General features: G+C 37.4%; 14 protein-coding genes. 8 read left to right on the forward strand and 6 right to left on the reverse strand.

The window, feature by feature from the left end:
• Nucleotides 1-171: 171 nt before the first annotated feature.
• The 4 genes from C9J31_RS17970 to C9J31_RS17985 are packed head-to-tail and all read right to left on the reverse strand — an operon-like array spanning nucleotide 172 to nucleotide 4,036.
• Nucleotides 172-1,179, reverse strand: a complete 1,008-nt coding sequence (locus tag C9J31_RS17970; protein ID WP_054767228.1) for an ABC transporter ATP-binding protein — start codon at nucleotides 1,177-1,179, stop codon at nucleotides 172-174.
• Nucleotides 1,166-2,185 carry an ABC transporter ATP-binding protein gene (locus C9J31_RS17975; RefSeq protein ID WP_107951506.1) on the reverse strand — a complete coding sequence of 340 codons (1,020 nt, stop codon included), beginning with the start codon at nucleotides 2,183-2,185 and terminating at the stop codon, nucleotides 1,166-1,168. The genes C9J31_RS17970 and C9J31_RS17975 overlap by 14 nt, the downstream gene beginning before the upstream one ends.
• A gap of 19 nt (nucleotides 2,186-2,204) precedes the next feature.
• Nucleotides 2,205-3,071, reverse strand: coding sequence for an ABC transporter permease (locus tag C9J31_RS17980; RefSeq protein WP_107951505.1), 867 nt, complete (start codon nucleotides 3,069-3,071; stop codon nucleotides 2,205-2,207).
• A gap of 2 nt (nucleotides 3,072-3,073) precedes the next feature.
• Nucleotides 3,074-4,036, reverse strand: a complete 963-nt coding sequence (locus tag C9J31_RS17985; protein WP_107951504.1) for an ABC transporter permease — start codon at nucleotides 4,034-4,036, stop codon at nucleotides 3,074-3,076.
• 219 nt (nucleotides 4,037-4,255) lie between these two features.
• Between C9J31_RS17985 and C9J31_RS17990 the strand changes: the two genes are divergently transcribed.
• The 4 genes from C9J31_RS17990 to C9J31_RS18005 all read left to right on the forward strand — a co-directional run bounded on the left by C9J31_RS17990 (nucleotide 4,256) and on the right by C9J31_RS18005 (nucleotide 8,929).
• Nucleotides 4,256-5,863, forward strand: a complete 1,608-nt coding sequence (locus tag C9J31_RS17990) for an ABC transporter substrate-binding protein (protein ID WP_107951503.1) — start codon at nucleotides 4,256-4,258, stop codon at nucleotides 5,861-5,863.
• 186 nt (nucleotides 5,864-6,049) lie between these two features.
• Nucleotides 6,050-7,114: an amidohydrolase family protein gene (locus C9J31_RS17995; RefSeq protein ID WP_107923319.1), complete on the forward strand. Its 1,065-nt coding sequence runs from the start codon at nucleotides 6,050-6,052 to the stop codon at nucleotides 7,112-7,114.
• Nucleotides 7,111-8,253: an amidohydrolase family protein gene (locus tag C9J31_RS18000; RefSeq protein WP_107951502.1), complete on the forward strand. Its 1,143-nt coding sequence runs from the start codon at nucleotides 7,111-7,113 to the stop codon at nucleotides 8,251-8,253. Before C9J31_RS17995 ends, C9J31_RS18000 begins: the two co-directional genes overlap by 4 nt.
• A gap of 7 nt (nucleotides 8,254-8,260) precedes the next feature.
• On the forward strand, nucleotides 8,261-8,929 hold the full coding sequence (locus C9J31_RS18005) for an AroM family protein (protein WP_238602212.1): 669 nt from the start codon (nucleotides 8,261-8,263) through the stop codon (nucleotides 8,927-8,929).
• 129 nt (nucleotides 8,930-9,058) lie between these two features.
• Here the strand turns inward: C9J31_RS18005 and C9J31_RS18010 are convergent, their stop codons facing one another.
• Nucleotides 9,059-9,376 (reverse strand): transposase, encoded by a 318-nt coding sequence (locus C9J31_RS18010; protein WP_107923316.1) that lies wholly within the window; start codon nucleotides 9,374-9,376, stop codon nucleotides 9,059-9,061.
• Between the two features lie 137 nt (nucleotides 9,377-9,513).
• Between C9J31_RS18010 and ytzI the strand changes: the two genes are divergently transcribed.
• From ytzI to C9J31_RS18030, 4 genes are all read left to right on the forward strand, one after another.
• On the forward strand, nucleotides 9,514-9,660 hold the full coding sequence (gene ytzI / locus C9J31_RS18015; RefSeq protein ID WP_107923315.1) for a YtzI protein: 147 nt from the start codon (nucleotides 9,514-9,516) through the stop codon (nucleotides 9,658-9,660).
• 70 nt (nucleotides 9,661-9,730) lie between these two features.
• Entirely contained in the window at nucleotides 9,731-9,892 is a 162-nt protein-coding gene (locus tag C9J31_RS18020) for a hypothetical protein (RefSeq protein WP_167395911.1), read from the forward strand.
• The gene (gene yidD / locus C9J31_RS18025) at nucleotides 9,889-10,122 is read left to right on the forward strand and encodes a membrane protein insertion efficiency factor YidD (RefSeq protein WP_054767226.1); all 234 of its coding nucleotides are present in this window, start codon (nucleotides 9,889-9,891) and stop codon (nucleotides 10,120-10,122) included. Before C9J31_RS18020 ends, yidD begins: the two co-directional genes overlap by 4 nt.
• Nucleotides 10,123-10,231: 109 nt before the next feature.
• Complete coding sequence (locus C9J31_RS18030) at nucleotides 10,232-11,260, forward strand: metal ABC transporter solute-binding protein, Zn/Mn family (RefSeq protein ID WP_107951500.1); 1,029 nt, start codon at nucleotides 10,232-10,234, stop codon at nucleotides 11,258-11,260.
• Here the strand turns inward: C9J31_RS18030 and C9J31_RS18035 are convergent.
• A complete protein-coding gene (locus C9J31_RS18035; protein ID WP_107951499.1) occupies nucleotides 11,257-12,438 on the reverse strand; it encodes a transglutaminase domain-containing protein in 1,182 nt (393 codons plus the stop codon). The genes C9J31_RS18030 and C9J31_RS18035 overlap by 4 nt on opposite strands.
• Nucleotides 12,439-12,868 lie beyond the last annotated feature (430 nt).

The following is a 12,868-nucleotide window of genomic DNA, read 5'->3' on the forward strand; positions in this document are numbered from 1 at the left end:
ACTTTAGATGCAACTCTCTTTTATCCCTCGAAGACTTCCGCTGGTGGCTTAGGTCAATACTGGACATTAAGTACCCTAAAAAGTAGCGGTCTTGTCCAATTTTCATAAGTCGACAGCGATTTCTCGACCCCTTTGAAAAAACAAAAAATTCTTGGTATTCATTTCCTTGCTTTAAGAAGGAAGTGGTTTCTGCTGAAGAGATTTAAATAGATGACAGGAAACTTGATGTGTCGTAGAAACCGTATCAAGAACAGGTTCCATTTGTGAGCATTTTTCCGTTGCGAAGCGGCAGCGCTTATGGAATGCACAGCCACTCGGAGGATTTACTGGACTTGGTACATCTCCTGTCAAAATAATGCGGTCCTTCGTATCAAAAGGATTTTCTTTTGGAATAGCTGATAATAGTGCTTGTGTATATGGATGTTGGGGGTTATCGTATATCTCTTCATATGAACCGATTTCTACGATTTTCCCTAAATACATCACTGCAATGCGGTCACACATATAGTTCACAACATTTAAATCATGTGAGATGAATATATAGGTTAAGCCAAATTCATGCTGCAAATCTTTTAGTAAATTAATAACCTGTGCCTGTACAGATACATCTAGTGCTGAAACCGGTTCATCACAGACAACAATATCTGGGTTTAGTGCTAGTGCACGGGCAATATTAATGCGCTGTCTTTGTCCACCAGAAAATTCATGTGGATGACGCTTGGCATGGTATGCACTTAAACCTACAGTTTCGAGTAAATCAACAACTCTTTGTTTGCGTGATGCTTCGTCACCAATCCCATGAATCGCTAATGGTTCTGCAATCAGATATTCAATTGTTTTACGTGGATCAAGGGATGCATATGGATTTTGAAATACCATTTGAATTGATTTACGTGCTGAACGGATTTCTTTCGTGCTTAAACTTGCTAAATCTATTCCATTAAATTCTACCGTTCCTTCTGTTGGCGTAATTAATTGATTAATTAAGCGTGCTACTGTAGATTTACCACAACCTGATTCACCTACAATCCCTAGTGTCTCCCCCTTATATAGTTCAAAGCTTACACCATCCACTGCTTTTACAAATTGTGTCGTCTTCTTAAAAGGAATTGAATTTTTAATAGGGAAATACTTTCTTAAATTATTTACTTTTAGTACAAGCCCTTTACGTTGTTGCATTAAAAATCCCCTCCTTACGCGCTACAATTTGTTCTCTTGATTGCAAATGGCAAGCAACAAAATGATTATCTTGTACTTCCATTAGTTCAGGCACGTTACTACGGCAAATATCCGTAGCCATAGGACAGCGAGCCGAGAAATGACAGCCACTAAGTGACTTGCTTAAATCTGGTGGACTCCCCGGTATTGCAGGTAACCGTTCTTGTTCTTGTATCCCCACTGTAATTTGGGATTCAAGTAAGCCCCATGTATAGGGGTGCAGTGGATTGTCATATAGTTGCTTTGTTGTTGTAGACTCGACTGTACGTCCCGCATACATTACATTCACCTTGTCACAAAGTTCCCATACTACCCCCAAATCATGAGTTATCATAATAATTGCAGTGCCATGATTTTGCTGTAAGTTTTTCATCAAATCTAAAATCTGTGCCTGCACTGTTACATCAAGGGCGGTTGTCGGCTCATCGGCAATTAATAACTTTGGATTGCATGCTAATGCGATGGCTATCATTACACGTTGACGCATCCCACCTGAAAATTCATGGGGGTACATTTTCAAACGCTTTTCAGGCTCTGGAATACCAACCATTTTGAGCATTTCAACAGCCTTAGTACTTGCCTCTTTCTTCGTCATTTTCTCGTGTGCACGTATGACCTCAATGATTTGATTTCCTACCGTTAATACCGGATTCAAACTTGTAATGGGATCTTGGAAAATCATAGACATTTCATTGCCTCGTACATTCCGCATCTCTTTTTCGGAAATTCCTACTAAATCTCGACCATTAAAATGAATTTTCCCATTCGTTATTTTACCTGGCGGAGATGGGATTAAACGCATTAAAGCTGTAGCTGTAACACTTTTCCCAGAACCTGATTCTCCGACTATGCCAAGTGTTTCCTTCTTATCTAATTGTAAATTAACACCATTTACTGCTTTCATCGTAGAGCCGCCACTCATAAATTCAACTGTCAAATTTTCAACATCAAGTAAACGCTCAGCCATAACTTCACCCACTTTCATGTTAAACTTTCATTTTCGGATCAAGAGCATCTCGTAGTCCATCACCTAAAAGATTAATACCTAGTACTGTTAACAAAATACAAATTCCTGAGTATGTCGCCATTTGAGGATTTAATACTAAAAAATCCTTACCATCTTTCAATATACTTCCCCAAGAAGCAGTCGGTGGTTGAATACCTAATCCTAGAAAACTAAGTGCTGCTTCAGAAATAATGGCCCCCGCTGTACTCATCGTGCCATATACAATTAAAGGCGCCATGCAATTCGGTAAAATATGACTAAAAATAATACGCTTATGTGTCGCGCCTAATGAATGTGTCACTTCAATAAATTCTTCCTCTTTTACGCTTAATACTTGTCCACGCACAAGACGGGCAAACCCTGGTATATTCGCAATGCCAATTGCAACGATAACATTTACTAAACCTTGACCAAGTACAGTCATTAACGTAATAGCTAGTAAAATAAATGGGAATGCAAAAAGACCATCCATAGTACGCATAATCATTGAATCTAAACGACCACCAAAATATCCTGCTAATAAACCAAGTAATGTCCCAAATAATGCGCCAAATAGAACTGCCGCAATTCCTACAATCATTGAGATGCGTGTACCATATATTAAGCGACTAAATAAATCACGACCATAGTTATCTGTACCAAGTAAGTGACCTTCTGTATTTACTGGTAAAAACGATTTCCCAATACTCATTTCATTCGGTGGATGTGTTGCAATCAACGGTGCAAATATAGCTATAATCGTCATTATTGCAACAATAACTAAGCCGATTGATGCTAATTTATTTTTTAACAACTTTCTAAGCAACGTATTTTTTTTCTTGTTGTCATTCACTATTGCTTGAGCCATCGTTATTTTTTCCCCCCATCCGATTCTAAATTTACTTTTGGATTCACAACTTTATATAAAATATCAACCGCTAAGTTAATTAATACGAAAATCAATGCGATGAAAATAACGGTTCCTTGTACCACAACAAAATCGCGTTTATCAATCGCATCTACAATGAGTCGTCCCATCCCTGGCCAACTAAATATTGTTTCTGTTAATACTGCACCGCCTAGTAAATTGGAAATTTGCATCCCTAATACTGTTAAAATCGGCGTTAATGCATTTTTGAATGCATGTTTCCCAATAACCAAATATTCTTTAATCCCTTTAGATCGTGCTGTTTTAATATAATCTTGGGAAATTACTTCTAACATACTAGAACGTGTAATACGTGCAAACGTGGCCATCGGAATTGTAGCTAATGCGAACGCAGGTAATATTAGATGTTTAATATATGTCCATACACCATCCTCTAAACTCCCCATCCCTGTAGCTGGCAACCAGCCTAAGTTGACACTAAACAGTAGAACTAACATAATTCCTAACCAAAAGATTGGCATAGAAACACCAACTAAGGATACTAACATGACAGCATAATCTATCATTGTGTTTTGTTTTCTAGCTGCTAGAATTCCCGCTGGAATCCCAATTACTACTGCAATTACTAATGCTGCGAGAGCTAAAATTACTGTATTCGGAAACCTTTCTAAAATGAGCCCAATGACAGATTCACTATAAGAATATGAATGACCCAAATTAAGCTGCGCTAAGTCTGCTACATATGAAATAAATTGTGCAGGTACCGATTCATTTAACCCTAATTCGTCTCTTAAATTTGCTACATCTTCAACACTCGCTTGTGGTCCTAGCATCACTGCTGCTGGATCACCAGGTATTAACCTTGTAATAACAAAAACAATAATGGCCACTACCAAAAGCGTTGGTATTAGATTGATTAACCTTTTTAAAATATAAGAGCCCATATCAAAAGACCTCCTTTTTTCATTATTAGAAACACTGGTTCATATTGTGAATAACTAAATACTACACGCACACATCTTCATTTGTAAACATATTTTTCAGAATTATTTTAATTTTATATTTACTTTCTATTAACAACTATGCTATTTTTAATGTCGAACCTACCATTTTCGAAACAACGGTTCATATTGTGAAACAAAAAAACAAGGAGGCATGCATGTATGAAGAAAAATAACTTAAAAAAATCTTTTTTGATAGTAGTTTTAACATTAGTCATTGGCCTTGTAGCTGCTTGTGGAGACGATAACTCGAATAAAGGGAGTTCAACTGGAGAACAGAAAGATGGAGAAGTAGCAATGGGCGGCACTTTAAAGGTCGGTCTTTCTGCAAATGCTAAAACATTTGATCCTATTAAGTACACAGGTGTCTATGAATCACAGGTAATGCGCCAAATAGCCGACACTTTAGTTGTTTATAATAAAGACCTTTCTGAGATAATCCCTTCTTTAGCAACAGAATGGAAAGTGTCAGATGATATGTTAGTTTATACATTCAAATTACGTGAAGGTGTCAAATTCCAACCTGGTAAATACCAAGATGGTCGCGAAATGACTGCTGAAGACGTTAAGTATTCACTAGAACGTTCTGCAAAAGAATCTGCAATGAACCGTTTAAGCGGTGTAACAGAGGTAAAAGTTTTATCTGATTATGAACTAGAGATTCATTTAGCTACACCAAACGCAGCATTACTAGCTATGCTAACGGATGCAGGTAACATTATTATTCCTAAAGAAGAGGTTGAGGGCTGGGGAGATAATTTCTCTGACCACTTTATAGGCACAGGTCCCTTCCAATTAAAGGAATGGAAAAAAGACCAAGAAGTACAATTTGTTCGTCATGAAAATTACTGGGGTGAAACACCCAATATAGATAAATTAACAATGAAGTTTATTTCAGATCAAAATATGATGACGAATGCGTTACGCTCTGGTGATATTGATATCGCGATGGATGTGAAAGGACAAAATCGTGAAATCATTAAACAAGATAATAATCTAGAACTTTTAACAAATGCAGGGCTATCCATCGTCTATCTAGATTTAAACAATAAAGTAGGGCCAACAGCTGACGTGCGCGTGCGGGAGGCCATTTATAAAGCAACAAACGTCGAGGAAATTATCTCTGGTGTAAATCAATGGGGTGGCGGTGATGTTTCTTATCTACCTTTACCTCCAGGTTCATGGGGGTATGATAAATCTTTAATTGGCTTAGTACCAACGTATGATCCTGCCGCTGCGAAAAAATTACTGGCTGAAGCTGGTTATCCAGATGGCTTTCAAACGGAAATTTACGTATCGGAAGCACGTGTACCTTATGCAACAATTTTCCAAAGTCAATTAAAAGAAAACTTGAATATCGATGTAGAAATCAAAGTTTTAGAATGGGGTACTTATAGTGACACAGTAGCTAAAGGAAAAGCTCCGATGAATATCGGTGGCTGGACGTGGTACCCTGACCCATACTTCTTCTTATATCAGCTTTACCACACCAAACAAGTAGGCGCCTTAGGTAATGGTAAAGGCTATAGCAATCCAGAGGTCGATGCATTGTTAGATCGCGCTGTTTCTGAAACAGTTGTACAAGAAGAGCGTGCGGCTTTATATCAAGAGGCACTAAAACTCATTTTAGCTGATGTTCCACGTATTGAATTAGAAGCAACACAAACAGTGGCAGGAGTTAATAAAAAAGTACAAGGCTTTAATGTTTCTGCAGATAATTCTGTTCAAATCGTACACCCGAACGGGACAAACGTGTCAATTTCAAAATAATGATAGAATCCCGAGGAATTCATACGACATCGACTACAGATGTACTATTCAAAAGCTTTGTAAGCATTTAATGACACGTGTAATACTCTCGAACATCCACAGTTGTCTAGAAGTTTGCGGGAAAATTTGATAATTAGAAAAGCGGAGATGTAATTCTTCGCTTTTCTATTGATTGGAGGATTTTATTTGACAACACGTTATACAAATGGACTTGTTTTTAATGCCGAAACTCGAAATTTTGAAAAGAAAAATTTTGATGTACAAAAACAATATTTCAAACAAAGCAATGCGGTTATAGAAACAGAAATAGATTTAGATGGATATTATGTAACACCCGGCTTTATCGATAGTTGCTCCCAAATTGGTTTAACTGAAATAGGTATTCGTTGGGAGGGGGATGATAGCTTTGAGTTTGACTCAAATCTGCAATATTCAGTACTTGATGGCATTTATCCATTCGACGCAGCATTTAAAAAAGCGCTTTCCCATGGGATAACAGCCTCCCATATCGTACCTTCCGCGAAAAGTTTGATTGGGGCAAAAACAGCGATTATTCATCACGCGCATATAACCGTTGATGAAATGGTAATTAAGCAAGATTTTGCTTACTCTTTTTCGATTGGTCAAAATGCCAAAAGTACATTTTTTACTTCCAAGAAAAAACCGCTCACTCGTATGGGTATAGCTAAAATACTACGAGAAACGCTTCAATCTATTAAAGAGCAAGAGCCACTAATCCGTAAAATAATCGTGCGAGCACATAAGGCAGTCGATATTGAGTTCATTGCTCGTTTACAACAACAGTTCGACTTCGAGTTCCATATTATCCATGGGACTGAAATTCCATCTGTAGAAGATACAACATTCAATACCGTGATCGCAGGTCCAACATTCCGTTATATTGAACATAACGAAATGATTGCACTCTCACCAAAACTCTATCAACAACTTAACAATCGCGATATTCCCTTTGTTTTCTGTACAGATCATCCTGTGAGTAGCTCGACCCATTTAGCACTTGAAGCCTGTTTCGCCGTCCGTGAAGGTTTAACACGTCAGGATGTACTGTACGCATTAACAACAGGGGCGGCAAAGTTTCTCGGTATCGAACATGTAACAGGTACTATCCGTGATGGATTACTAGCAGACTTTGTCGTATGGAATAAACATCCTTTGGATTTAGATGCAAAGGTTGTCGCGACTATTATAAAGGGCCAAAAAGTATTTTCAGGGGTGAGGGATGACAAATGATTATTTATCATAATGCACATTTTATATCAGCAAATGATCACAACGATACTTTTGAACAACTCTGGGTAGAAAATGAAACCATTACTTATGCTGGCCCTGCTAAAGAATTCCCTTCCCATGCCGAACATATTGATTTACAAGGAGCTTTTGTCACGCCTGGTTTAATCGACATCCATGCACATGTTGGTACTTGGGCAGAAGTAACAGAAGATATTAATGATGCGAATGAATACAGTGAACCCTTTACTCCACTTATGCATGCTTTAGATAGTGTAGATATTCATCATTTCTCATTTCAACATGCGATTGAAGGTGGCATTACTACCGTTCAAACAGGTCCTGGTAGTGCCAATGTAATTGGCGGGATATGGAGTATTATAAAAACAGCAGGTCCCACTCTTGCTTCGCGCATATTGGTGGAACGAAGCGGTTTGAAAGGTGCCTTAGGGGAAAATCCAAAAAGTGTTTTTGGCAATCAGTATAAACGAAAACCTATGACACGTATGGCAATAGCCCAAATTTTACGAGATGGCTTTCATCGTGCCACTCACCTGTCAGATGATGAAATGAATGAACAAATTTCACGCAACTTAGAGTTACGTCCATTTATTGAAGTACTACGTGGTGAAATGCCACTGCGTCTTCATTGTCATCGTGCAGATGATATTATGACTGCCATCCGGATTGCCAAAGAATTTAATATTAAACTCCATTTAGAACATTGTACAGAGGGGCATATGATTGTGGATGCTGTGAAAGCAAGTGGCTTTCATGCAACAGTTGGACCCTATATGCTTACACCATCAAAATACGAGACACGTAACTCTACACCAGCAATCGCTAAAATCTTTAAAGAGCATGACATCCCTTTTGCTATTATGACAGACCATCCTTTTGTACCTGTACAGTATTTAAAGTACTGTGCATCAGAGGCTATGCGTTACGGATTAGATGAAGATACTGCATTAAAAAGTATTACGCATAATGCTGCCAAACTTGTACAACTCGACCATCTTATAGGCTCACTAGAAGAAGGTAAACATGCTGATTTCGTCGTATGGTCTCACCCTATTTTTACGACTGAAGCAAAAGTGCTACAAACATTTGTTAATGGTAGAAAATACTACGAAGCGGAGTGAGTAAATAATGAATTCTAATATTGCGATTGTCACAATAGGACAAGCCCCCCGTAAAGATATGGCTGATGATATTCTACAATTAAAAAAGGCTGGCTTACATGTTACAGAGTTTGGTGTACTCGATTTACTTTCTTCTTCTGAAATTGCTACACTTGCACCTAGCATTCAGGATTTAGATGTTTTAGTAACATTACTTGCCAATGGTAAACAGGTGAAACTAAGTAAAAAAAAGCTCCTGCCCTTTATTCAAAAGCGAATCAATGATTTGACAGAACATACTTGGATTTTATTTATGTGTACGGGCGATTTTACAAATGCACTCGTTGGTAAAAACCTATTACTCCCTGATCGATTGCTTACCCATTTAGTCTATGGTATCCATGCTGATTTAAAGCTTGGATTGATTGGGCCAGAACCCGAACAACTTGTAAGTATCGCGGATAAATGGCACAAGGCAAAATTTGATTTCACGTATGCTGCAAGCTCACCGTATCATTATAATGAACAACATCTATTGGGCAAAGCAAAAAAGTTACAACAACAAGGAGCTGACATACTTATCCTTGATTGTATGGGCTATTCGACTACAATGAAAAATGCGATAAAAAAGGAACTTTCTATTCCTATTATGGTACCCAGGGAAGCTGTATTTTCTATTTTGACGACCATTAACTAATAAAAATTAAAAACGCAAGAATGTTGCGACACAACATTCTTGCGTTTTTAATTTTGGTGGACTGCATCGAATAACTATCCACAGCAAATGGCCATGAAGTCTCATGAAATCAAGTACTTCACTAAGTAGTTAGACACGTCTATTGAAATATGGTAATTGTTCAACGAAAGCTTTTGTATCTGCGTCTCCATATTCATGCACTAAGGCATAAATTTTTTTTAAACGTAAATCAATGGCATCATTTTCTTGATCTAAATGATAAGGTACATAAGGTAATTGTGCACGCCATGCATTCGAAATTTCTAGTAGCTGCATTTGCTGAAAGATTTTTTCAAAAACGTCTAATGCTTGTCGATCTACATTGAGCTCAAAATTCCATTGACCTTCATATGGATTAGTATAATACGTTTTATTGGCAAGTGAAAAGTATACGCGTTGACGATCCATAGCACCGAAACACTCCTTTTTCCATAGTATGATGGTAAAAGAGTGATTTTATTCGTTGGAATGTCAAACTTCCTTCACAACTAACTATAGTACATCTTTTATAATAGTAATGATGAACAATGAACGGAGTGAATGCCATGAATTTAACTACTCTCATTATCGTAGCGATAGTTATTGTTATTCTAATAACAGTTGCTACCATTTTAAGTGTCAATCGTGCTTATGCCTATAAACATACAGTTGACGAAAAACCTAAGCAGAACTTTCAGCATCATGATGACTAGTTCAATTAGTATATTTTCAAAAGCCTTTCTCTTATAATAACAATATCAATTAGAATTTGGAGTGAAAACAATGGGTGTGCCATTACCAATTATTATTATGATCGCCATGATGATGCTAATGTTTGGAGTTTCTGTCATCGTTATCATGAAGAAAAAAGGAAACTCGTTTATACAAACCATCGATGCGAAGCCTGAGGAAAGCACTGCACAACATAAGGACCAACAAGTATGAAATATCCCTTTATATGGCTCATTCAGTTGTACAGAAAATTCATCTCACCGATGACGCCACCATCGTGTCGCTTCCATCCAACATGCTCGTCTTATGGTTTAGAAGCTCTTCAAAAACACGGTGCCATTAAAGGATTACTATTAACCGTTATACGTATTTCAAAATGCCAACCATTTCATCCAGGTGGCTTTGATCCTGTGCCTGAAAAATGGCCTTCGAAAAAGAAATAATTTTCGAAGGTCATTTTTTTCTTGTACTTTTTTCTGATGTGCGTTATTATAGGAACTGTTCAAAAAATAAATCGTAATGATTACTATTTAAGAGAGGTATTCTAATTATATGAAAAAATTATTGTTATTTTTCCTAGTTACTGTTCTAGCTATTTTTACAGCTGCCTGTGGCGATAAGTCCTCAACGCCCAAACAGTCTGACGCTAAAGATAAGTTGTCCATTTACACGACTGTTTATCCATTAAGTTACTTTACTGAGAGAATTGGTGGCGATTTTGTAGAGGTATCATCAATTTATCCTCCTGGTGCTAATGAGCATACATTCGAACCTACTCAAAAAGATATGATGCACTTAGCAGATGCTGATTTATTTTTTTATATTGGTCTCGGTCTTGAAGGTTTCGTAGAAAATGCGAAAAAAACATTAGCCAAAGAAGATGTTACAATGGTTGCTACCGCAGACCAAGTATCCGATGAGAAATTAGCTGTTAGCACGGGTCACACGCATGACGATGAGGGCGAAACAGCTAATGCACATGATCATGACGCTACTGAAGAAGAGCACGTTCATGCTGAAGAAGGTCACAATCATGAGGATCACGATCATGGTGATGTCGATCCCCATGTGTGGCTGTCTCCTGTGATTAGCCAAGATTTAGCACTTTCCATTAAAAACGCATTAGTTGAACAAATGCCAGCACAAGAAGCTACATTCACCGCTAATTACGAAGCATTAGTAAATGAGTTACAAGATTTAGATAATGAATTTAAAACGATGGCTGAAAAAGCCGGAGAAAAAACATTCTTCGTCTCACATGCAGCGTTCGGCTATATTGCAGGTGAATATGGCTTAACACAAGTTTCAATTGCAGGTTTAAATTCTCAAAATGAGCCATCTCAAAAGGAATTAACTGCCATTGTAGATAAAGCAAAAGACTTGCACATTCACTATATTTTATTTGAGCAAAATGTATCATCTAAATTAGCAGAAGTAATTCAAAAAGAAGTTGGTGCGGAATCACTTGTTCTGCATAACTTAAGCGTTTTGACAACAGATGATGTCAAAAATAAAGAGACATACTTCACCCTAATGCAAAACAATATGAAAACTTTAAATACAGCATTAAACGCGCATTAACATTCACGTGAGAAAGGAGGTGCCCCGAAAGCAAGATGGGACACCTCCTTTATTATGACTAATTTCACTTGAGGCATTCTTTTTTCCATTCTGTGAACACTTGCTAACATTTGCTGTGCAACCTCTACCTCTTCGAATGTTGGCAATTCAGTACCATAAGCAATCGTCTTTGCAACTACAATTTGCTTATTCATATCGTAAGGGACCATCTGTATTGACCTGTCATTCTTTACATAACTTTTTTCTAAATGACTAGGCTGTGCTTCTAATTGCATCGTGTAAAGCTTATTTTGCCCAAAAATAGACAGTCCATAATCGTTATTTAAGCTACTAAAAACAACAGGGGCCGTCATTACTTCAACCTTACTGTCCTGCTGTAAAGCTGAATAATCTTCACTAGTTGCTGCTGGGTAGCTTGCATAATCCCAAGTATGATCCTGTGCTAACTGTCTATCTGACAGTAGAAAATAGTTGTAACGTACTTCACCTTGACGATCAGGTAATGGATCATCCCACGTAACGTCAATATGATACCATGCCTTCTCTAACTTCACTAATACCCAGGCATGGAGTTGATCCCCTACTTCTCCCGTTACATATTGCACCTCGAAGCCTAGCATCTCCAACATCCGAAAAAGCACTAAAGCATATGCCTGACAAACTCCCTTGTTTTCCGTTAGTAATGTGTAGGGAGAGTATTGACTTCCTTTCGTTTCATTCGAGTATTCCGAAGTTAAGACAATAAAATCATGTGCAGCTTGTAATTTTTCCAAATCGCTTAATCCATGCATAGGTGCAATAATATCTGTCAGTGTCCGCTCTACAAAATCCTCCTCATCCTGAGAAATATGATAAGTAAATTGAAATTCGATGACAATATTATTGGCATAGCCATCATACTTCCATTTAAAACTAGAAATATTGGCGTAAAAATAAGGGTCCTTTATCGCATGTTTTATAAGCTCTGTTAGTTCATCTTTCAATGCCGATGTATCACCTGTGTATCGTATATCAAACTCAGTAGCTAACTGCATTACTTCCTGTTGAATTTGATATTGTAGTGCCTCTAGTGTATTGACTGTTGCAATATTTTTTTGTTGGTAATTTGCAAATACTTGCACATGACTCATTTGTAGAACAAATAATATAATGATGACATTATATATATATTTCCTCATTTGAGTCATTCTCCTTTACTAAATAGTTTATGCCGGCCATTAGATATTATGTTAATTTATTATTAAATTACCCTAAAATAAGAGCTTTAATAAACAAAAGTGCTATCTGAAGGGTATGATAACCTGGGCATAAACAAAAAAGGAGTTTCTTAATGAAGGCATTTACTGTAGATCATAAAAATAAATTTGGTCTGGAAAAAGCCACTCGCTTTCCGCGGACGAATCAGCTAACCTCCTCGTTCCACAGGAGTCTCGCAGCTTTCTCCTCTCTATATGGTATCAGGGAGTATCATGTAGACGATACTTACTTTTGCTGCCATGAATTTGAAGAAACTCGCTTGCTATGTGGATATGGCGATAGGTAGTGTCTCGAAAGGAACAATGATTTTACATATGAACACGCATTAATGAAAATCACTGAAAACATCAA

The sequence above is a fragment of the Lysinibacillus parviboronicapiens genome, assembly GCF_003049605.2.
Lineage (GTDB): Bacteria > Bacillota > Bacilli > Bacillales_A > Planococcaceae > Lysinibacillus > Lysinibacillus parviboronicapiens.

Excerpts from the sequence above, each read along its gene's own strand:
- C9J31_RS18035 (WP_107951499.1), bottom strand. The coding sequence starts at position 12,438 with ATGAGGAAATATATATATAATGTCATCATTATATTATTTGTTCTACAA.
- C9J31_RS18000 (WP_107951502.1), top strand. The coding sequence starts at position 7,111 with ATGATTATTTATCATAATGCACATTTTATATCAGCAAATGATCACAAC.
- ytzI (WP_107923315.1), top strand. The coding sequence starts at position 9,514 with ATGAATTTAACTACTCTCATTATCGTAGCGATAGTTATTGTTATTCTA.
- C9J31_RS17970 (WP_054767228.1), bottom strand. The coding sequence starts at position 1,179 with ATGCAACAACGTAAAGGGCTTGTACTAAAAGTAAATAATTTAAGAAAG.
- C9J31_RS17985 (WP_107951504.1), bottom strand. The coding sequence starts at position 4,036 with ATGGGCTCTTATATTTTAAAAAGGTTAATCAATCTAATACCAACGCTT.
- C9J31_RS18020 (WP_167395911.1), top strand. The coding sequence starts at position 9,731 with ATGGGTGTGCCATTACCAATTATTATTATGATCGCCATGATGATGCTA.
- C9J31_RS17990 (WP_107951503.1), top strand. The coding sequence starts at position 4,256 with ATGAAGAAAAATAACTTAAAAAAATCTTTTTTGATAGTAGTTTTAACA.
- C9J31_RS17980 (WP_107951505.1), bottom strand. The coding sequence starts at position 3,071 with ATGGCTCAAGCAATAGTGAATGACAACAAGAAAAAAAATACGTTGCTT.
- C9J31_RS18005 (WP_238602212.1), top strand. The coding sequence starts at position 8,261 with ATGAATTCTAATATTGCGATTGTCACAATAGGACAAGCCCCCCGTAAA.
- C9J31_RS18010 (WP_107923316.1), bottom strand. The coding sequence starts at position 9,376 with ATGGATCGTCAACGCGTATACTTTTCACTTGCCAATAAAACGTATTAT.
- C9J31_RS17975 (WP_107951506.1), bottom strand. The coding sequence starts at position 2,185 with ATGGCTGAGCGTTTACTTGATGTTGAAAATTTGACAGTTGAATTTATG.
- yidD (WP_054767226.1), top strand. The coding sequence starts at position 9,889 with ATGAAATATCCCTTTATATGGCTCATTCAGTTGTACAGAAAATTCATC.
- C9J31_RS18030 (WP_107951500.1), top strand. The coding sequence starts at position 10,232 with ATGAAAAAATTATTGTTATTTTTCCTAGTTACTGTTCTAGCTATTTTT.